This is a genomic window from Streptomyces sp. NPDC058373 (assembly GCF_042723275.1).
Lineage (GTDB): Bacteria > Actinomycetota > Actinomycetes > Streptomycetales > Streptomycetaceae > Streptomyces.
Genome location: NZ_JBHXJE010000023.1, coordinates 25,871 through 47,202 on the forward strand (window position 1 = coordinate 25,871; position 21,332 = coordinate 47,202).

19 protein-coding genes are annotated in these 21,332 nt (G+C 74.0%); 9 read left to right on the forward strand and 10 right to left on the reverse strand.

Annotated elements, in window-relative coordinates; translation table 11 throughout:
• Positions 1-116: 116 nt before the first annotated feature.
• From ACFWMZ_RS15520 to ACFWMZ_RS15530, 3 genes are all read right to left on the reverse strand, one after another.
• The gene (locus ACFWMZ_RS15520) at positions 117-1,505 is read right to left on the reverse strand and encodes a serine hydrolase domain-containing protein (RefSeq protein WP_383201940.1); all 1,389 of its coding nucleotides are present in this window, start codon (positions 1,503-1,505) and stop codon (positions 117-119) included.
• A gap of 313 nt (positions 1,506-1,818) precedes the next feature.
• The gene (locus ACFWMZ_RS15525; RefSeq protein WP_383201943.1) at positions 1,819-2,925 is read right to left on the reverse strand and encodes a DUF1648 domain-containing protein; all 1,107 of its coding nucleotides are present in this window, start codon (positions 2,923-2,925) and stop codon (positions 1,819-1,821) included.
• 209 nt (positions 2,926-3,134) lie between these two features.
• Complete coding sequence (locus ACFWMZ_RS15530) at positions 3,135-3,563, reverse strand: GntR family transcriptional regulator (RefSeq protein WP_383174610.1); 429 nt, start codon at positions 3,561-3,563, stop codon at positions 3,135-3,137.
• A gap of 98 nt (positions 3,564-3,661) precedes the next feature.
• On the opposite strand from ACFWMZ_RS15530, the gene ACFWMZ_RS15535 reads away from it, so the two are divergent.
• The 3 genes from ACFWMZ_RS15535 to ACFWMZ_RS15545 are packed head-to-tail and all read left to right on the forward strand — an operon-like array spanning position 3,662 to position 5,840.
• Positions 3,662-4,033, forward strand: a complete 372-nt coding sequence (locus ACFWMZ_RS15535; protein ID WP_383174612.1) for a hypothetical protein — start codon at positions 3,662-3,664, stop codon at positions 4,031-4,033.
• Positions 4,030-5,046: an ABC transporter ATP-binding protein gene (locus ACFWMZ_RS15540; RefSeq protein WP_383174615.1), complete on the forward strand. Its 1,017-nt coding sequence runs from the start codon at positions 4,030-4,032 to the stop codon at positions 5,044-5,046. Before ACFWMZ_RS15535 ends, ACFWMZ_RS15540 begins: the two co-directional genes overlap by 4 nt.
• Complete coding sequence (locus ACFWMZ_RS15545) at positions 5,043-5,840, forward strand: ABC transporter permease (RefSeq protein WP_383174618.1); 798 nt, start codon at positions 5,043-5,045, stop codon at positions 5,838-5,840. The genes ACFWMZ_RS15540 and ACFWMZ_RS15545 overlap by 4 nt, the downstream gene beginning before the upstream one ends.
• Positions 5,841-5,902: 62 nt before the next feature.
• Here the strand turns inward: ACFWMZ_RS15545 and ACFWMZ_RS15550 are convergent, their stop codons facing one another.
• The 3 genes from ACFWMZ_RS15550 to ACFWMZ_RS15560 all read right to left on the reverse strand — a co-directional run bounded on the left by ACFWMZ_RS15550 (position 5,903) and on the right by ACFWMZ_RS15560 (position 8,636).
• A complete protein-coding gene (locus ACFWMZ_RS15550; RefSeq protein WP_383174621.1) occupies positions 5,903-6,160 on the reverse strand; it encodes an MbtH family protein in 258 nt (85 codons plus the stop codon).
• Between the two features lie 175 nt (positions 6,161-6,335).
• A complete protein-coding gene (locus ACFWMZ_RS15555; protein ID WP_383201946.1) occupies positions 6,336-7,145 on the reverse strand; it encodes an alpha/beta fold hydrolase in 810 nt (269 codons plus the stop codon).
• Positions 7,146-7,202: 57 nt separating this feature from the next.
• Positions 7,203-8,636: an aldehyde dehydrogenase family protein gene (locus ACFWMZ_RS15560; protein WP_383174628.1), complete on the reverse strand. Its 1,434-nt coding sequence runs from the start codon at positions 8,634-8,636 to the stop codon at positions 7,203-7,205.
• 1,240 nt (positions 8,637-9,876) lie between these two features.
• On the opposite strand from ACFWMZ_RS15560, the gene ACFWMZ_RS15565 reads away from it, so the two are divergent.
• From ACFWMZ_RS15565 to ACFWMZ_RS15585, 5 genes are all read left to right on the forward strand, one after another.
• Positions 9,877-10,830, forward strand: a complete 954-nt coding sequence (locus ACFWMZ_RS15565) for an ArsR/SmtB family transcription factor (protein ID WP_383174631.1) — start codon at positions 9,877-9,879, stop codon at positions 10,828-10,830.
• Positions 10,831-11,098: 268 nt separating this feature from the next.
• Complete coding sequence (locus ACFWMZ_RS15570) at positions 11,099-11,275, forward strand: hypothetical protein (protein WP_383174634.1); 177 nt, start codon at positions 11,099-11,101, stop codon at positions 11,273-11,275.
• Complete coding sequence (locus ACFWMZ_RS15575; protein ID WP_383174637.1) at positions 11,272-13,587, forward strand: TOMM precursor leader peptide-binding protein; 2,316 nt, start codon at positions 11,272-11,274, stop codon at positions 13,585-13,587. Before ACFWMZ_RS15570 ends, ACFWMZ_RS15575 begins: the two co-directional genes overlap by 4 nt.
• Positions 13,588-13,732: 145 nt before the next feature.
• On the forward strand, positions 13,733-15,007 hold the full coding sequence (locus tag ACFWMZ_RS15580) for a sensor histidine kinase (RefSeq protein ID WP_383174640.1): 1,275 nt from the start codon (positions 13,733-13,735) through the stop codon (positions 15,005-15,007).
• Positions 15,008-15,046: 39 nt separating this feature from the next.
• Complete coding sequence (locus tag ACFWMZ_RS15585) at positions 15,047-15,658, forward strand: response regulator transcription factor (protein ID WP_383174643.1); 612 nt, start codon at positions 15,047-15,049, stop codon at positions 15,656-15,658.
• Positions 15,659-15,776: 118 nt separating this feature from the next.
• On the opposite strand, the gene ACFWMZ_RS15590 is transcribed toward ACFWMZ_RS15585, so the two are convergent.
• The 3 genes from ACFWMZ_RS15590 to ACFWMZ_RS15600 form a co-directional block, all read right to left on the reverse strand.
• Positions 15,777-16,430 (reverse strand): NADH oxidase, encoded by a 654-nt coding sequence (locus tag ACFWMZ_RS15590; protein ID WP_383201949.1) that lies wholly within the window; start codon positions 16,428-16,430, stop codon positions 15,777-15,779.
• 260 nt (positions 16,431-16,690) lie between these two features.
• The gene (locus tag ACFWMZ_RS15595) at positions 16,691-17,995 is read right to left on the reverse strand and encodes a PH domain-containing protein (RefSeq protein WP_383202008.1); all 1,305 of its coding nucleotides are present in this window, start codon (positions 17,993-17,995) and stop codon (positions 16,691-16,693) included.
• A gap of 365 nt (positions 17,996-18,360) precedes the next feature.
• On the reverse strand, positions 18,361-18,894 hold the full coding sequence (locus ACFWMZ_RS15600) for a PH domain-containing protein (protein ID WP_383201952.1): 534 nt from the start codon (positions 18,892-18,894) through the stop codon (positions 18,361-18,363).
• Between the two features lie 31 nt (positions 18,895-18,925).
• On the opposite strand from ACFWMZ_RS15600, the gene ACFWMZ_RS15605 reads away from it, so the two are divergent.
• Positions 18,926-20,068, forward strand: coding sequence for an NADH-quinone oxidoreductase subunit D (locus ACFWMZ_RS15605; protein ID WP_383174652.1), 1,143 nt, complete (start codon positions 18,926-18,928; stop codon positions 20,066-20,068).
• 107 nt (positions 20,069-20,175) lie between these two features.
• Here ACFWMZ_RS15605 and ACFWMZ_RS15610 read toward each other — a convergent pair whose 3' ends face one another.
• Positions 20,176-21,228, reverse strand: a complete 1,053-nt coding sequence (locus tag ACFWMZ_RS15610; protein WP_383201955.1) for an SAM-dependent methyltransferase — start codon at positions 21,226-21,228, stop codon at positions 20,176-20,178.
• Positions 21,229-21,332: the final 104 nt, after the last annotated feature.

Below are 21,332 nucleotides of genomic sequence, written 5' to 3' on the forward strand. Positions count from 1 at the left end.
GGACTCTCCGCGTTTCTCGAAACTGATGGCGTACGGACGGGACGTCGCTCCCGGCGGGCGGGAACGGGGGACCGCGGGCACCCGCGTCACGGGGTGCCCGCCGGTCCGGGGCGGATTCAGAGCCGCTGCATGGCCCGGCCGCCGTACTGGAGCAGGACGACCGGCCCGTCCGGCCGCTCCCGCACGAAGCGGCCGACGATCGGGAGCGAGTCGTGCTCGCGGTCCCGGGCGACGAAGAGGTCGTCCTCGTGGAGGGAGAGGTGGTAGTCGGAGTAGCTCTCGCGGGTCAGGAAGAGGCCGCCCGACGGGTCGCGGACCACCATCAGCTCCAGGTCGCCGTTGGCGTACGTGCCGAGGTGGTCGGCGAGCGGCGCGGTGGGCGCGGAGTCGGGGACGGGCAGCGCGTAGTGGCCCACGTCGAGCCCGGTCTCCGGCAGCCGCGCGACCAGCGCCTCCCACAGCCTCGGCCCGGCGGTCGAGTTGGTGGTGAGCGCGACCGCGAGCGAACGGCCCGGATGGATACGGAGGTTGCAGGTGGCGCCGCCCACCGCGCCGTCGTGGCCGTACCAGGCGTCGTCGCCGTCGCGGTGGCGCATCAGCCCGAGGCCCCAGCCGTCGGCGAGGCCGAACGGTTCGGCGTCCGGTACGCATGTGCGCATCTGCCGGACGGCGTCCTCGGGGAGCAGCTGCCGCTGGGCGAAGCCCTCCCGGTCGGCCAGGTGCGGGCGGGCCGCGGTGACCAGGTCGGTGGCGCTGCCGACGAGGCCGCCCGCGGCGGCGAGGGAGAGCGAGGTCATGTGGTCGACGCGCTCGGCCACCTCGCTCCCGGCGCGCAGCGCGTGGCCCTCGGCCACAGGCCGGGCCCCGGCGCCACCCTGGCCGGGGCGCGGGTCGTGCAGGAAGGCCGGCTCGATGCCGAGCGGCCGCAGCAGGCAACTGTCCATCGCCGTCCACCAGTCCATGCCCGAGGCCGCCTCGACGACCGCGCCGAGCAGGCAGTAGCCGGTGTTGGAGTAGGAGAAGGCGAGGCCCGGCGGGAAGAGGTTCGGCGCCTGCGCGCACACCCCGGCGAACCGGCGGTACGAGGGGCCGCGCATCTCGGAGTACTCGATGCTGTCCGCCACCCCGGCCGTGTGGCTGAGGAGTTGGCGGACGGTGGCGGTGCCGAGGGTGGGGTCGGCGGCGCGCTTCAGGTCGGGGAGGAGGCCGGCGAGGGGCTCGTCCAGGTCCAGGTCGCCGTCGGAGACGAACTGCATGACCAGCTCGGCCGTGAGGAACTTGGTCACCGAGCCGAAGGGGAAGCCGGTACGGGGGGTCACCGGCTCACCCGTGCGGACGGAGGCGACCCCGGTGGCGCACTCGGTGAGGGTGCCGCCGCGGTAGACGGCGAGCTGCGCGCCGGTCACCCGGTGCTCGCGGACCAGCTCCTCGAAGAGCGCGGCGATGCCCGCGCTCCCGGCCGCCGGACCGCCGGGCACCCCGGCCCCACCCACGGCACTCTCCACGCCCACTGCACCTACTGCACCTACTGCGCCCACTGCACCCACCGGGCCCTTCACGCTGATCGTCGTGCCCCGGCGCGGACCACGGCGCGACGCGTCGCGGCACGGCGTCGACTACGGGGGCGGCGGGACATGCCTCGCCTGCCTCACCAGGCTCCCGTGCGGGGCAGGCAACCGCAATCAGCTTCAGCAGCAGCGGAAAGCCGCAGGTCAAAGGGGAGTTGAGGGGAAACGGAACGGGTCCGGCCGGGGCATCCGGACGGACCCGTTCAGGGCATGGGGAGGGGAAGCGGCGTAGGTGCTCGCGGCCCGCGCGTCAGCCGAGGGCCACCACCACGCCCACTGCCGCCGCCAGCACCAGCAGCACGGCGCCGCCGGCCAGGAAGCGGCGGTTGGCGAGGTTGACCGTCCAGCCCATGCCGACGCGCTTGGGGACCAGCACGGCGGGGTCGTCGGCGTTGAGGTACATCGTGCCGCCCGCGCGCCAGAACCGGTCGTCGTCCCGCGCGACCAGCCCCGTGTCCTCCTCGCCGTCGGCCTCGGCGGACCGGCCCTTCGCCATCGGGAGGAAGGGGTAGACCGCGCCCGCCAGCGCGAGCACCATCGGCACCCCGACGACCACCGCGAGGAGCGCGCCCGAGCGGCTGCCGCTCCACATCATCGCGGAGAGGCCCAGCAGCATCAGGTTGATGAGCGCGCCCACGCCCAGCAGGGAGCGGGCGGTCAGGGAGAGCCGGCGGCGGTACTCGGCCGCGCTGGACCGGGGCCGGGAGGCGTCCACGTCGGCGCGGGCACGCAGCACCGCGGCGACCGCGCCGACCATGGTGAGGGTGACCGCCAGCTGGGCGAAGACCAGGCTGAAGGCCGACCAGAAGGTGGTGGCGACCTCGCGGTAGACGGTGCCGCTGGGAGAGCGCTCCGGGAGCGGCATCGCGTCGGGCAGCTCCGGATAGGCGAACGCCCCGGCCGCCGCCGTGACGGCGAGCACCACCAGCGAGGGGACCACCCAGAGCCAGGGCATCCGTACCGGGTCGGTGCGCAGGGAGGTGTCCATGACGGCGCCCTGGCGCAGCTCCTGGTACCAGTCGCCCTCCTCCTTGGCGCGGGTCAGCGCCTGGTGGGCGCGGAGCCACAGCACGGTCGCGACACCGCAGAGCACCAGCGCCGCCACCGACCCGACCAGGGCACTGTCGGTGAGCGCGCCGAGCCCGAGCGAGGCGGCGGTGAGGACGGCGGTGGCGGGCAGGAGCAGGGTGCGGTAGCGCCGGCGCTCCTGGTGGACCTCGGGGGCGTCCGCCCTGCCGGGAGGCACCCGGACACCGAAGGGCACCGATCGGGGGCTGAGATGCGGGCTCGGCGCGGCGTAGAAGACGGCTCCCAGGAGCAGGAGCACCGCGGAGTTGACGAGAAGGCTGACAAGCACGGCGTTCACCTGATCCGTCCGACGAAGTCATGGTCATGGCAGTCATGGTCATGGGAGCGGCCTCGCGGGAGCGGCCTGGCCCGGTGCGCCGCCGCGCCACCGCGCGCCCGGCACCACGCGCCAACCTCCCCCGGGAGCGGTCCGCCCCACAACCGTCTTCGGCGAGCGTCGAATCCGTCCGTCCCGCCGGGCCGTTCTGCTACCACTGCCTATCCACCGCCTTCCCCTCCCTCGTCCCCTTCCTCTCCGCCGCCGCCGAGGGCGAACCCGTCGAGCGCCGACCTCACGTACGCCGAGATCTCCTCCTCGGGCACGCCCCGGACGACGGCCTCGGCGAGCAGGACGCGCAGGCGGGGCCGCCAGTCGTCGCCCGACCGCAGTTCCGGGGTCGGCCGGCCCACGTCCGGGTGGACCACCGCGCCGCTCTTGCGGTTGATGCGGATGATCCCCTCCCGGCGCAGGAGGTCGTACGCCTTGTTCACGGTGTGGAAGTTGATCGCGAGGTCGACGGCGCACTGCCTGGTGGAGGGCAGTGACTCGCCCGGTTTCAGCGTGCCGTCCGCGATGGCTTCCACCACCCGGTCCCGGATCTGCTGGTAGATCGGGACCTCGCTGTCGAGATCGAGTAGTAGCTGCACAACACGCAGCCTATCTGATATACAACTACTAGAACAGAAGGCCAGCGCAGAAGACGCACGGGACCCGCACCGGTTCCCCGAGGGATGGGAAGTTCCCCATGGCACTGATGAACACCTCCGGCACCGCACTCACCGTCACCTTCAGCGGCTGGGAGCGGATGTGGCTCAAGCGCGACAAGGTCACCGTCCCGCTGGCGGCCCTCCGCCGCATCACCCCGATCCGGAACCCGCTCCGCGAGGCGCACGGCACCCGCAGCGGCATCCAGGTCTCCGGCTTCGCCAAGGTCGGCACCTGGGGCCTGGTGAAGGGCCCGCGCCAACTCGTCGCGGCCTACCGGGGCTCGCCCGGACTGCACATCCTGCTGGACCGCGCGGCCGCCTCCGCCGACTTCGACGAGCTGGTGCTCTCGGTCGACGACGCCGACCGCCTCGCCGAGGAGCTCTCGCACCACCTGGGGAAGGGCCGATGAACGAGAACGCACTGCAGAGCGGCACGGAGACGGGCCAGGGCGGTACGAAGTCCGGTACGCGGGCCGCCACGGCCCCCGCCACCGGCGCCGCCACGGCACCCCGGATCGAGGTGACCGGCCTGACCAAGCGGTTCGGCCCGGTCACCGCCGTGGACGGACTGAGCTTCGCCGTCGAGCCGGGGGTCATCACCGGCTTCCTCGGCCCCAACGGCGCCGGCAAGACCACCACCATGCGCATGATCCTCGGCCTGGTCACCCCCACCGAGGGCACCGCCACCATCGGCGGCCGGCGCTACGCGGAACTGCGCCGCCCCTCCGACGTGGTCGGCGCCGTCCTCGACGCCTCCGCCTTCCACCCCAACCACTCCGCCCGCGACCACCTGCGGATCTACTGCGCGATGGGCGGCCACCCGGCCGGGCGGGTCGACGAGCTGCTGGCCCGCCTCGGCCTCGCCGAGCACGCCCACCGCCGCACCCGCACCTTCTCCACCGGCATGAAGCAGCGGCTCAGCCTCGCCACCGCGCTCCTCGGCGACCCGCGCGTCCTGCTGCTGGACGAGCCGAGCAACGGTCTCGACCCGGAGGGGATCGCGTGGCTGCGCACCTTCCTGCGGGAGCTGGCCGCCGAAGGGCGCACGGTCCTCGTCTCCAGCCATGTGCTCAGCGAGGTCCAGCAGATCGTGGACGACATCGTGATGATCCGGCGCGGCAAGCTCGTCGCCGCCGGGCCGCTGGAGGAGATCGAGCGCTTCCGGCCGGCCACGGTCCAGCTCCGCTCGCCCGACGCCGAACAGCTGCGGAGGCTGCTCCTGGACGGCACCCGGGGCCCGGCGGCCGACGCCGTGGAGACCGCACAGGACGGGTCGCTGATGGTCCGCGGGCTCACCACCGCGCAGATCGCCGACCGCGCCTCGGCCGCCGGGCTGCGGGTGCACGAGCTGTCGACCGGCAGCACCAGCCTGGAGCAGCTGTTCTTCGACCTGACCAAGGAGAGCGAGGGGGACGCACGGTGAACGCGTTGATCAAGGCGGAGTTCCGCCGGCTGACGGCGACCAGGATGTGGATGTGGGCGCTGCTCACCGCGGTCCTGCTCGGCGGCGGTCTGGTCGGGCTGATGGCGGCGGTGGGCCCGGAGAACTTCTCGCCGCCCATGCCGGGGCTCCACACCGAGGAGGGCATCCTCTCCGTCCTCGGGATGCTCGGCTTCACCGTCTTCGTCCCGGCCGCCCTCGGCACCCTGGCGATGACGGCGGAGTACCGGCACCGCACCGCCACGTACACCTTCCTCTTCGCCCCCCGCCGCTGGCAGGTGCTGACCGCCAAACTGGCCACCTACGGGACCGCGGGCCTGGTCTACGGGCTGGTGCTGGCCGCCGCCGCGGGCGCCGGGTTCTACGGGGCGCTCGCCGCGCGGGGTGTCACGCCCGGCATGGCGGCGGGCACCGTGTGGGCGCTGCTGCTGCGGCTGGCGCTGACGATGGCGGTCTACACCCTGCTGGGGGTGGCGATGGGGGCGCTGATCCGCAACCAGACCGTCGCCCTCGCCGTGGTCATCGGCTACCTCTACATGGGCGAGCTGATCCTGATGATGATCCCGGGCCTCAACCTGGTCTACCCGCTGCTCCCCGGCGGCGCCACGGCCTCCCTGACCAGCTTCACCTACATCGCCGACGCCATCGCCGGCGAACTGGCCACCAACCCGGTCTCCCTGCTCTCCCCGGTGGGCGGCGGGCTGCTGCTGGCCGGATACGCCCTGGTGGCGTCAGCGGTGGCGGTGCTGGTGCCGATGCGGCGCGACGTGGTCTGAACACGCGGGAGCGGGTGCCCCGGACTGCACTCCGGGACACCCGCGAGGTTCTCGCCCGTGGATCAGGCGGGTACGGCGGTCTGCGCCACCGTGCTCGGGGGCGCGGCCGGGACCCCGTCCATCTCGCGTATGAGACTGGCGGGCCGCATGTCCGTCCAGTTCTTCTCGACGTAGTCGAGGCAGGCCTGGCGGCTCTCCTCGCCGAAGACGACCGTCCAGCCGTCGGGCACCTTCGCGAACGTGGGCCACAGCGAGTGCTGGTTCTCCTCGTTGACCAGGACGTAGAAGACGCCGTTGTCGTCGTCGAACGGGTTCTCCATGAGTTTCCCTTTCCTCATGTTGGGGTTCCGGTCCGATCCCGGTTCCCGCGGCATGGTCTCCCGGCCGTGTCGACCGGTTCAAAGTGTTTCGCCTGGGGTCGAAGTCACCCCGGGTGGTGCGGTCCGGTGGGGCCGGGGATCGCCGCGCGAGGCGTTTCCCGGCCCCCCTGCCGGTTCAGGCGCGCCGCGCGAAGAAATCGAGCAGGGCGTTGTTGACCTGGTCGGGACGCTCCAGGTAGCCGTAGTGCCCCGCGTCCTGGATCTCCACGTACCGGGCGCCGGGGATCGCCTCGGCGACCTCGCGGCTCAGGTGGGGAGGGAGGACGAGGTCGTCGGCGAAACCGACGACCAGGCAGGGCGTGGTGATCCGCCGGTAGGCGGGCCGCCGGTCGGTGGTCAGGTCGATGTCGAGCTGGGCCCGGTACCCCGGCAGCCGGGAGAGGGGCGCCATCTCGAAGATGTCCAGCCAGTCGGTGATCTCCTTGTCCTCCCGCAGCGTGGCGGGGGACAGGTTCTGCAGGGCGCGCAGCGTGGCCCCGTACAAGGGGGTCATGACGCCTCCGCCGTCGTGGAACTCGCGCTCCGCGCGGGCCTGCGCCCGGCGCATCGCGTCGGTCCTGCCGCGGGTCGCCAGCAGCACCACCTGGCTGACCAGTTCGGGCCGGGCCAGGCAGAGTTCCTGGGCGACGTGGGCGCCGAGCGAGGTGCCCACCAGACGGCAGGGGCCGAGCCCCAGGTGCTCGATGAGCCCGGCGGTGTCGGCCACCATGTCGTCGACGGTGAACCCCTCCGCGCAGACGTCCGTCGGCGGGATCCCCCGGTTGTCGAAGGTGACGACCCGGTACCCGGCCGCGCGCAGCGCCGGCGTCTGGTGCAGGTGCCAGGAGCGGCCGCCCGCGCCGGAGCCCATCACCATCACCACCGGCTCGCCGCTGCCGGTCTCCTCGTAGCTGACCTTGATTCCGTTGACGTGTGCGGTCGGCACAGGTGCCCTTCTTCCGTAGGCCGTCGGGTCTGGTTCCGGGCGCGCCGCCCGACGAGGTCAGGCGTCGGCCGCGGTGAGGGCCTCCGCGCCCCGGCTCCCGGCGGCGTGGGGGGCCTCACCGCGGTACGGGGCGAACAGCGCCGCCTCGTCCGGGACGCGCGCGGGGATCGGGCGGGAGACCGTGGTGTGGTTGAGGAAGTGGCGCCAGGTGACGTTGCCCGCGACGCTGGAGCCGCCCCAACTGCCGCTGGAGAGCGTGGTGGTGAAGGGGACGCCGCTGGTCAGGCTGCCGGTGTTGGTCATCGTCGACTGGTTGACGACGACCCGGCAGTGCGTGACCTCCTCGGCCAGCCGCAACACCCGGTCCTCGCGGGCGGTGTGCACCGCGCAGCTGTGGCCGATGCCGCACCGCTCCGAGATGGACTGCACCAGGCGGACGGCCTCGGCGAAGTCGGTGTAGACGGCGAGGGTGAGCAGCGGTGAGATCTTCTCCCGCAGCAGCGGGGTGTCTCGCCACGGGTCGTCGCAGCGGACGGCGAGGACCGAGACCTTGCGCCCGCCCAGGTCGATCCCGGCGGCCCCGGCCAGCTCGGTGGCCGGGCGGCCGACCATGTCGCGGTTGAGCGCGGTGCCGTCCGGCCACAGCAGCCGGGTCAGCCGGGCCGCCTGCGCCTCGTCGCAGAGGTGGGAACCGGCCTCGACCAGGCCCTCCTCGAAGGCGGCCGCCACCGAGTGGTGGATCAGGACGTTGCTCTCGGACGAGCACGAGGTGCCGTGGTTGAACCCGGCGCCGTGCTGGACCGTCGCCACCGCCTGGGCGAGGTCCGCCGTCTCGTCCACGACGACCGTCGGGTTGCCCACCCCCGCGCCGATCGCGGGCGTACCACTGCGGTACGCGCGGCGTACGGTGCCGGAGCCGCCGATGGCGACGACCGAGTCGGCCTCGGCCATCAGCAGCGAGCCGGCCTCGCGGCCGGCCTCCGGGAGGCAGGCCAGCAGGTCCGGGGGCGCGCCGGCCGAGGCGAGCGCGGCCCGCATCACGTCGACGGTGGCCCGGGCGCTGCGGTGGGCCCGGGGGTTGGGGCTGAAGACGGCGGCGTTGCGGGTCTTCAGCATCGGCAGGGCGTTGCAGATGATGCCGGGGGCCGGGGCCGTCGCGGGGCTCGCGACGGCGATGACCCCCAGCGGCTTGGCGATCTTGACGAGGCCCAGCGCCGGGTCCGACTCGACGACGCCGACTGTCCGCGCGCCGTGCAGATCGTGCAGGATGCCCAGCACCCGCCTGCGCTGGAGGGCGTACAGGTCCTCGGCGTCGCCGAGCCCGGTCTCCCGGTGGCTGAGCCGGGCCAGGTGCCGGGCCGTCTCCTCCTGGTAGCAGTGCCACCCGACGGCCGCGACGACCCGGTCGGTGTCGGCCTGCGACCACGAGGCGATCTCCGCCTGCGCGACTCTGGCCCTGCGGACCACTTCCTCCACGGATTCCCTGATCACAGCTTTTCCCCCAAGGGCGATCGCTGGGGCGCGGGCCTGGACCACAGGGGCGCGCCTTCGGCTCGGGGCGGCGGGGGACTCCCCGGGCTCCCGCAGAGACCTTCACGTTTCTGCGGGGGGAGCGTAGGCATGCGGCTTCCGCCGCGGCCAAGAGTTTCAGCCCACGGCAAACCCTGCCGGGGCGGGGCCTCAGACGCCGGCCGGGCTGGGTTCTGGCTGAGGTCTGGACCTGCGGTGCCGGTTCAAGGTGGCCTCAAGCGCCGGCCGGGCTGGGTTTCGGCTGGGGTCTGGACCTGCGGTGCCGGTTCAAGGTGGCCTCAAGCGCTGGCCGGGCTGGGTTTTGGCTGGGGTCCGGTCGTGCGGTGCCGGTTCAAGGTGGCCTCAAGCGCCGGCCGGGCTGGATTGGGGCCGAGGTCCGGATCTGTGGTGCTGCTTCGCGATGGCCTCAGGGTTTGGCCGGGCTGCCGGCTCGGGGCGGCTGGGCAATAGATAGCCCGGCCGGCGTTTGAGGCCACCTTGGACCGGCGCTGAAGGTCCGGCCCTCAGCCATATCCCAGCCCGGCCGGCGTTTGAGGCCATCTTGAAGCGGTGTGTGGGACCGAAGCCCAGCCATATCCCAGCCCGGCCGGCGGTTGAGGCCACCCCGGAACGGCACCGCAGGTCCGGAGCCCAGCCTGGCGGACAGCCCGGCCGGCGCTTGAGGCCACCGAGTCGGCAGGGGCCCCGCGGCCCGGCGTACCGCGAGAACCAGCCACGTACGCCCCGCCCGGGTTTGCCCGGGGCAGCCGGCCCACACCCACGGGCACCCGCACCCCAACCCCCCGCAACCCCCGCGGCCGATTCCGCAGGAACCTCGGCACAACCCGCCCCACCCGCACGGACCCCCGCCCCGCGCCCGCTCCGGAGCCCTCCGGAACCCCCCGGAACACCTCAGCGAGCTCCCCCGCCCCGGACCTGAAGAATTCATGATCGTGGTGGTGAATCGGCCATGGCGGCTCAAGGAACGCGGCACTGTCCGCGCGCCCCCCTCCGTGGCACCGTCTGCGATGAGTCTGGACAGGAGCGACCCCGCGCGGGCGTCCCTGGCACCAACACCACGAGGTATCCGTGCGCACGGCACCGCTGTCGGAGACCGTCCGGCGGACCGGGCAGCGGGCGGCGCGTCCACCGCGAACCGGTGGCGGAACGTCGGCCGCGCGCCGCCCGCGCGGGTCCATCACTCACCAACGGGGGATACACCATGCAGAGGATTCACTTCTCCGCCGCGGACCTGGCCCGCACGCGGTTGCAGAGCACGCTCGGCCCGGTGGCCGAGGGCATCTTCGCGCTCGGCGCGCTGGCCCACTCGCGCAACGCGGAGTACGCGCGATGGCGCGGCGAGACCCTGGGCCGCCTGCGCGACACGTACTCGCTCAACCGTCCGCTGCTCCCGCTGCTCCGCTCCCTGCGGGCCCCCGACGACCTGCTCTTCCTCCTCGATTCCTCCCCGGAGGCGGACACCTCGGCGCTGGCCGCGCTCCACCTGAGCCGTACCGAGGTGACGCGGCTCGCCGTGGACATGTGGCGGGCGGGCGGCGCCCCGTACTGGGACCGCGTCCTGGAGCACCTCGACAACGAGTGCGCCGAGCACGGCCGGATCGTGATGACCGGCGGCGTCGAGCGGCTGCTCGCCACGCTCCATCCGAGGATCGTGTGGAACCCCCCGGTGCTGGAGATCCACGACGGACCCGAGCGCGACATCCACCTCAAGGGGCGCGGCCTGCTGCTCAGCCCTTCCGCCTTCCTGCCGGGCCTGGTGGGCCGCGCGCTGCACGCCGAGCGCGACAGCGGCCAGCCCGCGCTGGTCTTCGCCGTACCCTCCGACGTCTCGGAGCTCTTCGCCCCGGCCGACGAGCCCGACGCGATCGGCGGGGAGGCGTTGCGGGCGCTGGTCGGCCAGACCCGGGCGGCGGCGCTGCGGGCCCTGACCAGCACCTGCACCACCAGCCAGCTCGCCGCGCGGCTCGGCGTCTCCCCGGGCAGCGCCAGCCAGCACGCCTCGATACTGCGGGAGTCGGGCCTCATCACCACCCGCCGGGTCCGCAACTGCGCGCTGCACTCGGTGACTCCGCTCGGTATGGCCCTGCTCGGCGGCCGGCTCCGCACCCCGGCCCCGACCCCGCTGCTCGCGCCGAGCCCGACCGCGGCCGCCTGACCCGGTCCGGGCGGGCGGGATCGTCCCGGCGTCCGTACGAGGAGCTTCCGGCTCCCGGGCGGGCGCCGGCCAGTTGTTTCGGACTTCACCGAACGGCGGCGTCCGCCCCATGAGATTTTCATGGCCGCTTGGTGACCTCCGGGGCTGTCCGAAGTTCACCGTGCTCGAACAGAATCGCTGCAACGGACCCCGATCCGGGGGCCCTCGGGGGAGGCGCCGGGCACGACCAGGCGTGCACACCCCACCGGATGAAAGGGAAACCATCACCATGAGTTCTGCCACGATCTCCACTCCGCGTTCCGACACCGCGGCCGTCTCGGCGCGCGCCCTGGTCATCGAGGACCTGGAGACGCTGCCCGAGCAGGGCACCGCCCTCTTCACCATCTGCATCGCCGCCGCCCCGGCCGTCCCGGGCCCCGCCACCCGCGAGCAGCTCCAGGCATGACGGACGTCGGGGGAGGCGGCCGGGAACTCGCCGGTGACCGCGGCGGGTTGATCGGCTTCAAGAGTCATCTGCGGGCGACGGTGGTACCGGGCGAAGCGGCGTACCTCGTCTCCCAGCGCGGCGTCACCGCCCTGCGCGGCGCCCCGGCGGAGGTGCTGGTCCCGCTGCTCGACGGGACCCGCGACCACGCCGGGGTGGTACGGGCCGCCGCCCCGGCCCTGACCCGCGAGGAGGCGACCAGCTCGCTGCGGGCGCTGGACGCGGCCGGTCTGCTCCGCCTCCGTACGCCCGAGGCGGCCGAGTCGGCCGCGCCCGCCCCCGCCGACCCCGACGCCGAGGCCTACTGGGACCTCGCCGGGCCCGGCGGCCCTGTCGCCCTGGCCGCCCTGGCCGGGGCGGCGGTCGCCGTCGTCGCCCTGGCGGGGGCCGACCCGGCCGGGGCCGCCGAGGCGTGCCGCGCCTCGGGGCTGGCGGTGGCCGCCACGCCGGAGGAGGCCGACTTCTCCCTCGTCCTGTGCGACGACTACCTCGACCCCGAACTGGCCGAGGCCGACGCCCGGCACCGAGCGGCGGGCAAGCCCTGGCTCCTGGCGCGGCTGGGCTCGGCCGCCCTCTGGGTCGGGCCCGTCTTCCGCCCGCACGACGGCCCGTGCTGGCACTGCCTGGCCACCCGGCTGCGCGGCCACCGGTTCGCCGAGTGGCCGCTCCAGCGGGCGCTGGGCGAGACGGGCCCCGTACGGCGTCCGCACGCCACGCTTCCGGCGGGCCGGGCCGTCGCCGTGCACCTGGCCGTCCTGGAGGCGGCCAAGTGGCTGGCCGGGGCGCGGGGCGCGAGTCACGACGGGGTGACGACCCTGGACACGTTGACGCTGGCCGCCGAGACCCACCCGGCGGCGCGGCTTCCGCAGTGCGCGGCCTGCGGCGACCCGGGGCTGACGGCCCGCCGTATCGACCGGCCGTTCGTCCCCGAGTCGCGCGCCAAGGCGGCCGACGACCTCAACGGCCACCGGGCGCTGACCCCCGCCCAGATGCTGGAACGGTACGGCCACCTGGTCAGCCCCGTCACCGGCGTCGTCAAGGAGATCCGCAGGGCACCGGGCAGCCCAGGCTTCATCAGTACGTACCTCTCCGGGCAGAACCTCGCCATGCGCAGCGGCACCCTCGCCGGACTGCGCGCCGGGCTGCGGTCGCTCAGCGGAGGCAAGGGCCTCACCGACACCGAGGCCCGGACCAGCGCGCTCTGCGAGGCCGTCGAGCGGTACAGCGGGACCCGGCAGGGCGACGAGCCGGTGGTGCGCGACACCTACCGGGCGCTCGGTTCCGCCGCCGTCCACCCCAACGCCTGCCAGCTCTTCCACGAGCGGCAGTTGGCGGACCGCGACCGCTGGAACGGCGGCGGCTCCCACCTCCACCACGTCCCGCGCCGCTTCGACGAGGAGAGCCCCACCGACTGGACCCCGGTCTGGTCGCTGACGGAGCAGACCCAGCGGCTGCTGCCCACCTCGCTGCTCTTCTTCGGCGAGGAGGAGGCGAGCGACGGCCTGTGGGCCGACTCCAACGGCAACGCCGCCGGGAGCAGCCCCGAGGACGCCCTCGTCCAGGGGTTCCTGGAGCTGGTGGAGCGGGACGCCGTCGCGATGTGGTGGTACAACCGCACCCGCCATCCCGCCGTCGACCTCGACTCGTTCGGCGAGCCGTACATCGAGCGGCTGCGCGCCGGGTACCGGTCGGTCGGCCGCGAGGTGTGGGCGCTGGACCTCACCAGCGACCTCGGCATCCCGGTGGTCGCCGCGCTCTCCCGGCGCACCGACAAGCCCGCCGAGGACATCGTCTTCGGCTTCGGCGCCCACTTCGACCCCCGGGTCGCGCTGCGCCGCGCGCTCACCGAGATGGGCCAACTCCTGCCGCTGGTCGGTGAGGTGACCCCGGACGGGCGCGGATACCGGATCACGGACCCCGAACCGCTGGACTGGTGGCGCCATGCGACCGCCGCCAACCGCCCCTACGTACGCCCCGATCCGGCCATCGGGGCACGCACCCCGGGCCACTGGTCGTACGCCCCCTCCGGCGACCTGTTGGACGACGTCAGATCCATTACGGAACTATTGCGATCGCGTGGGCTCGAACTGCTCGTCCTGGACCAGACCAGGCCGGATCTGGCCCTTCCGGTTGTAAAGGTCTTGGTGCCCGGTCTCCGCCACTTCTGGCCCCGCTTCGCGCCCGGACGGCTGTACGACACGCCGGTGGAGCTGGGGCTGCGGGCCGAGCCCAGCAGGCTGGAGGAGCTGAATCCGACCCCGCTCTTCGTCTGACCCCGGCGGCGGGACCCGCGCGCCGCCTCTCCGGGGCGCGGGTCCCGCGCACGCCCCCTCGCCACGATCCCGGCACACCCTCCCCGCAGATCACTTACGCTCCTTGCGTAGCACGGAGGTTCGACGGGGGAGAGGCTGCGTACGAATGCGACGGGGCGATGGCAGACCACTGGAGGGTACAGGGGCGACAGGGGACGCGGAGGGAGACACGGAGACCGCCGGCTCCGGGGAGGCGGCGCCGTTCGCGCGGGCCGAACTCCTCTACCTGCCGGAGCCGAAACTGGCCCGTCTCATCCTCGTCGTCGTCCTGCTCGGCTACCTCAGCGTCACCGCGATCAACATCGCGGCGGCGCCGCACAGCGATCTCTCGCTGGCCGTCTCCTACCTGTGCCTGCTCCTCATCTTCCTGCTCCAGCTGAGCCACTCACGCGCCCGCGCACGGCAGACGCTCCCGTGGCAGCGGGGCGTCGCCCTGGGCTGCCAGGCCGCGTTGACGTATCTGCCGATCGTGGTCTTCCAGTCCCAGTGGGGCTCGATGGCCGGATTCCTCGCCGGGTCGCTGCTGCTCCTGCTGCCGCCGCGCTTCGCCTGGCCCGCCTACGGCGTCGTGGGCGCCACCATGGCGATCCCGCCGCTCCTCGACGGCCTCCCGCTGCGCGACGCCTTCTACCTGGTCCAGTCGACCCTGCTGACCGGGCTGGTCGTGTACGGGCTCTCGCGGCTGGCGGAGCTGGTCAGGGCGGTGCACGACACGCGGATCGAGCTGACCCGGATGGCGGTCACGCAGGAACGGTTGCGCTTCGCCCGCGACCTGCACGACCTGCTGGGCCACAGCCTCTCCGTGATCACCTTGAAGAGCGAGCTGATCCACCGCCTGATCCCCAGCCACCCGCAGCGGGCGATGGAGGAGGTCGGCGAAGTCCTCGCCATCTCCCGCAAGTCGCTCGCCGACGTGCGCTCGGTCGCCGCCGGGCTGCGGGAGATGTCGCTGGCGCAGGAACTGGCGTCGGCCGAGTCGCTGCTGCGGTCGGCGGACGTCACCGTCCACGCCGAGATCCGGCTCGGCGAGATCCATCCCCGGGTCGACACCGTGCTGGCCGCGGTGGCCCGCGAGGCGATCACCAACCTGCTGCGCCACTCGCGCGCCGGAGCCTGCGCCATCACCGCCGTCCAGGAGGACGGCACGGTCCGGCTCAGCATCTCCAACGACGGTGTCGACCCCGCCTACCGCGACATGTCGCCGCACAGCGGCAGCGGCCTCGGCAACCTGGAGACGCGGCTGCGGGCGGTCTGCGGCCGCCTCTCCGTCTCCCGCGCGGGCCAGGAGACCTTCGCCCTGACCGCCGAGGCCCCCGCGCAGCCCGTCCGGGGCGTGCCCGCCCTCGACGCGGACGCGTACGCCCAGGGCTCCGCCGCGTAACGCACCACCACCTCCCCCACGAACTGAGGAGCGGCCTCCATGGCGATACGCATCCTGCTGGCCGAGGACATGCACATGGTCCGCGGCGCCCTGGTCGCCTTGCTGAATTTGGAGAGCGACCTGGAGGTCGTCTGCGAGGTCGGCCGCGGCGACGAGATCCTGCCCAGCGCGCTGGAACACCGCCCGGACATCGCGATCATCGACATCGACCTGCCCGGGATCGACGGGCTGACCGCCGCCGCCCGGCTGCGTGACGCCCTGCCCGAGTGCCGGACGCTGATCCTGACCAACCTCGGTCGCCCCGGCACCCTGCGCCGCGCCCTCTCGGCGCACGTATCCGGCTACCTGCTCAAGGACGCCCCGCCGCACGAGCTGGCCACCGCCGTACGCCGGGTGGTGGCGGGTCAGCGCGTGATCGACCCGCAGCTCGCCCTCTCGGCCTGGGACGGTGCCGACAGCCCTCTCACCGAGCGGGAGACGGAGGTGCTGCGGCTGGTGGCGCAGGGGTGGGAGGCCGGCGAGATCGCCAAGGAGCTGCACCTCTCGGCCGGGACGGTCCGCAACTACCTCACCACCGTCGTCTCCAAGCTGAACGCCCGGAACCGGGTGGACGCGATCAGAATCGCGCAGGCTTCCGACTGGCTGCTCTGAGGCGGGGGCCTGGGGCCCGGCCCTGGCGGAGCCGGATTCCAGGTGACTGGGTCGGCCGTGGTGGCCGTGGTGGCCGTGGTCGCTCGGATGGGCCGAGACGGTGCCGGGTGGTGCGCGGTCAGGGTCGGCCGGGGGGCCGGTGGGCCGGCGGGGTACCGGGTCCGCCCGCCGGCGTGGCCATCCCGGCGGCCGCCAGGTAGCCGATGACGCCCGGCGGCACCGCGCCGGGCACGGGGAGCGCGTCGGCCGCCGCCTCCGGGGTCACCGGCCATCCCAGCAGCGAGACGACCAGGGCCGCCTCCGGCCGGTGCAGCAGGACGCGGTGCGAGGCGGCGGCCGAGTGCAGCGCGAAGCCGCCGCCCTCCAGGGTGAGCGAGACGCTGCCCGCCATCCGCACCGGCTGCCGGGGCGGCGGGCGTACCGGGGTGAAGGGGGCGGGGCGCGCCACAGGAAGGGCCGAAAGCAGTGGTCCGCCGAGGTCGTCGATGGCCAGCGTGCGCACCACCAGGTGGGAGAGGCTCGCCAGCGTCCGCGCCAGGAGGGGGTCGCGACTGCCGTCGGGAACCTTCCCGGTCCACGGGGCCCCGCCCCCGGGCGGCGGTTCGAGGTTGGCCAGCAGGACTGGGCCGAGCTGCATCCGCCGCAGGGCCTCGCGGACCAGCGGCGACGCGTCGGCGACCCGGTCGATCCCCTCCGGTCCGGTCAGCACGAGCCCGTCGCCGGAGGAGTCGTCCTCGATCCCGACCTCCTCGCTGAGGGACCAGAGATGCACCGTACTGTGCCCGTCCGCCTTTCTCACGCTGCCCCTCGGTCCGTTGCGTGCCCAGCTCCTTACTCGCCAGTATCCCGGGCGCCGCCGGTGCCGGGCAGCGAGGGAATCACCAATCAGACATGCGGATTTCATGGCCGGTCCACCGCGCGCCGGGTTGAACTGACCAGCCGCACGGCATATGCCGAGGCGGCTTTGGCCCGGATCCGGGTCCGTCGGGGCCGTGGCGCGGGCCGTCGCGCCGTGCGGGAGGCGGTCACTCCCTACGCCGAGGAGGCGCCCCCCTGCTCCGGCCGGGGGCCCGTCATCCACCGGTCCGGCTGCGCCGTGCGGCGGCCGGTGCGGGAGCGGTCGGCCTGCTCGCGCAGGAGGGTGGCCGCCTCGGTGGCGTCGCGGAGGCGAGCGGTGACCGTCTTGTCGGCGCCGGTGTCCACGTGCACGTCGGCGACCCCTTGGCGACGCTGCCACGGCCCCTGCTCCAGCCGGACGCTCTGCACCTTGGCGTGCGGGACGAGCGCGACGGTGCGGTGGAACAGGCCGTGCCGGGCGGCGAAGACGCGATCGGTCACCGCCAGGCCGTACCCGCGCCACCAGCCCGGCACGCACCAGGCGGCGCGCCCCGGCGGGCGGACGAACTCCTCGGGCACCTCGACGCCCGGCAGCACGCGGCCGATGACCTCGCGAGCCGTCGCATGGTCGGCCACCGGCAGCAGCACACCGTTCTCCGACCCCGCGACGTCCAGCTCCACGCGGACCCAGTCGAGCCGTCGCCACAGCCACGGCTCGACGATCCGCACCGTCTGCACCCGGCCGGGCGGCACCGTCTCGTGCACGCGGTCGAGCAGGCCGTGGTCCAGCCGCAGCCCGTCCGGGGACTCGCCGAGCGTCCAGTCGTACTCGCGGACGAACCGCCCGGCGCTGGTCGCCCCGGCGGCGCCGAGCAGCGGGAGACCGGCGGCGAGCACCGTCCACAGGTTGTGGGTGGCGAACCAGAGGAACCCCGGCACCACCAGCGCGCCTGTCAGCGACAGCCAGGTCGTCGCCGTCAACAGCAGGCTGACCGCCAGCATGCGCGGCGCCACCCGGACCAACTGCCGGACCGGTGCATCCCCCACCTCGGCCGCCGCCTCGGGGGCGAATCCGGCGGCACGCGCCAGTAGTTCGGCCCGCAACTTCCGGGCCTCCGCCTCACTGAGGTAGGCCAGTTCGTCCTTGCTGCTGGTGCCGATGACGTCCATCTTCAGCTTCGCCACGCCCAGGAAGCGGGCGAGCAGCGGCTGCGTCACGTCGACCGCCTGGAGCCGGTCGAGCCGGATGTGCGCGGTACGCCGGAACAGCACCCCCGTCCGGATGCGCAGCTCCGTGTCGGTGACTGAGAAGTGGGTCACCCACCAGGAGAGGAAGCCGTACAGCGCGGCCGCCGGCAGCAGCACACCGAGCGCCAGCAACAGCGTCCCCGTGGCCAGGTCACTGACGTGCCGGTACGCGCTGTTCGGGTCGTGCAACGCCCACCCCGCCAGAATCGCGATGGGCGCCCACGCCCGCCGCAAGGGGGTGACGGGGTGCAGCCTGCGCTCTTCGGGGGGCTCGGGGGAGTAGGGGGCCTGGGGGGACTCGCGGGAGCCGGAAGAGCCGGAAGAGCCGGGGGGCCCGGGGGTTTCGGGGGTGGGGTCCTTGGCCGGCTGTGTGGGGGCGGCCGATTCCGTGGGCCGGGTCGATTCCGTGGGCCGGGACGACTCCGTGGGGGCGCCCGGTCCCGGGGCGGACTCGGTGGGCTCGGGGGCGCGTCCGGCCTGGGCCGAGTCGCGGTTCGGGCCGCGCCGGCCTTGGGGGACCTCACTGGGAAGGCCGCGCCCGGCGTCGGGCGTGCTGTCCTCGTGCCCGGGCCCGGGCACGCCCCCTGCCCCGTCGCGGGCCTCCCGCGCCTCCTCGTTCACAACCCCGCCGAACGGGCCTCGCCCAGCTCGGTGAGGCGGTCGCGGAGGCGTTCCGCCTCGGCCGGGTCCAGGCCGGGGATGCGGGCGTCGGTCGCGGCGGCCGCCGTGTGCAGCTGCACCCCGGCCAGGCCGAACCGGCGCTCCAGCGGCCCCGAGGTCACCTCCACGAGCTGCATCCGGCCGTACGGCACCACCGTCTGCTCGTGCCAGAGCACGCCCCGGCTGATCAACAGGTCGTCGGCGCGCTCGGCGTACCGCCACGAGCGCCAGTTCCGGGCCAGCAGGGGCCAGCCGCACGCCAGTACCGAGAGCGGCACCAGGGCGATCAGCGCCCAGCCGGGGCCGACGAGCAGGCCGAGGACCACCCCGACCGCCAGGGCGAGCCCCACCGACCAGGCCGCCAGCAGCAGGCGGCGCATCACCAGCAGGCCGGGCGGCAGCGCGGCCCAGGCGGGCTCGCCGGACGGGCCTTCCGCTCCCGTGCCGTCGGCCGCCGGTCCGCCCGCGTCTGTCCCGCTCCCCGTCTCCATGCCCCCAGCGTAGATGCGAGAGACTGACCCCATGACGGAGACGATGATCGGCATCGGCGGCGGCGCGGAGAGCACCGACATGGTGCTCAACATCGGCCCCCAGCACCCCTCCACCCACGGCGTGCTCAGGCTGCGCATCGTGCTCGACGGGGAACAGGTCGTCTCGGCCGAACCGGTCGTCGGCTACATGCACCGGGGCGCCGAGAAGCTCTTCGAGGCGCGTGACTACCGGCAGATCATCGTGCTGGCCAACCGCCACGACTGGCTGTCGGCCTTCTCCAACGAGCTGGGCGTGGTCCTCGCCGTCGAGCGGATGCTCGGCATGGAGGTGCCCGAGCGGGCCGTCTGGCTGAGGACGCTGCTCGCCGAGTTGAACCGGGTGCTGAACCACCTGATGTTCCTCGGCTCGTACCCCCTCGAACTCGGCGGCATCACGCCGATGTTCCACGCCTTTACCGAGCGGGAAGAGCTCCAGGCCGTCATGGAGGAGCTCTCCGGTGGGCGGGTGCACTACATGTTCAATCGCGTCGGCGGCCTCAAGGAGGACCTGCCGGCGGGCTGGCCCGAGCGGGCCCGCGCCGCCGTCGCCGCCGTCCGCGCCCGCATGGACATCTTCGACCGGCTCGTCCTCGGCAACGAGATCTTCCGGGGCCGCACCCGGGGCGTCGGCGTCCTCAGCCAGGAACACGTCCACGCCTACGGTGTGAGCGGCCCCATCGCCCGCGCCTCCGGTGTCGACCTCGACCTCCGCCGCGACGAGCCCTACCTCGCCTACGGAGACCTGGGCGACGTCCTCAAGGTCGTCACCCGGGACGAGGGGGACTGCCTGGCCCGCTTCGAGTGCCTGCTGGAGCAGACGTACAACTCGCTCGACCTCGCTGACGCCTGCCTCGACCGGTACGCCGATCTGCCGCCCGGGCCCGTCAACCAGCGGCTGCCGAAGGTGCTCAAGGCCCCCGAGGGCCACACCTACGCCTGGACCGAGAACCCGCTCGGCATCAACGGCTACTACCTGGTCAGCAAGGGGGAGAAGACCCCCTACCGGCTCAAGCTGCGCTCCGCCTCCTACAACAACATCCAGGCGCTGTCCGTGCTGCTGCCGGGGACCCTCGTCTCCGACATGGTCTCCATCCTGGGGTCGCTCTTCTTCGTGGTCGGGGACATCGACAAGTAGGGCGGGAGAGCCACGTCCAAGGCGCCGGGCCCGCGTCAGCCACCGCACCCACCACGCCCACGCCGCCCGCGCGGACCGCCGCGCCCACTCCGGGCACCCCGTCCGCCTCATCCGCTTCCCCCGCCTTCCGGCCCGGCGCCGAGCGGCGGCAGCTCCGTGCCGACCGGGCAGAGCAGCCAGCCGAAGTCGCCGAGGCCGCCCCGGGCCGTCAGCTCCGCCGCCTCACCGGCGCCGCTCAGCGCCCGGACGTACGCGGCCGGGTCGGTGGAGGCCAGTGCGAGTGGGGGCCGGCCTCCGTGCACGCCGAGCCCCTGGAGGGCCTGGCGCTGGGTGAGCAGGGCCGGGCCCGGGCCCGAGGCGCCCGCCGGGGCCGCGGCGAACGCCGCCGCGCAGGCGTCGAGGGCCACGTGGGCGGTGAGGTCGCACGAGCCGTCCGGCACCGGGCGGGTCTCGCGGCCCTCCCGGAAGCCGGTGAGCGTCCCGAACGGCGGCCGGGCCGCGCGCTCATGGCCGTAGTCGACCGCCACCGCCAAGCCGCGCCGCAGCGTCCCGGCGGCCACGGCCCACGCCGCGTCACGCGGTGCGCCGATCTCCGCCCGCGTCCCGGGGGCGGCGCCCGCCAGGGGCCACCACCGCTCCAGCCACGCGGCTTCCTCGGCCGACGGCTCGGCACGCAGCCGTTCCGTCCCGTCCGCCGCGACCTCCACCATGCGCACCCTCCCGTCCGGGGCGACCTCGGCGACCTCGGCCGGGACGTTGTCCAGCCACTCGTTGGCGAAGAGCAGCCCCGCCACCCCCTCGGGCGGCACGTCCTGCCACTCGACGCGCGGGTCCAGCCCCGGCGGCCGCCCCACGGCCCGCTCGACCGCGTACACCCGGGTCCGCCCGGCCAGCTCGGACGGCAGCGCCCGGAGCACCCCGGCGCACAGCTCGCCCCGGCCCGCGCCCATGTCGACGAAGGCCAGCTCCGGCGGCTCCCCGAGCAGCCGGTCGACCGCGCCGAGCAGTCGGACCACCGCCCCGGCGAACAACGCCGAGGCATGCACCGACGTACGGAAATGCCCGGCCGGCCCGGCCTCGCCCCCGTAGAACCCGTCCGCCCCGTACAGCGCCTCTTCCGCCGCCGCCCGCCACCCGCGCCACTCGCCCTCAGCTGTCATCCGGCCCAGGCTAGAGGGGGCCGGCGAGGCGCCCCGCCGCGGTTCCGCTCCGGGCCGGGCAGCCGGGCGCGTGCGGCGTGGCCGGGGGGCGTGCGCGGCGGGCA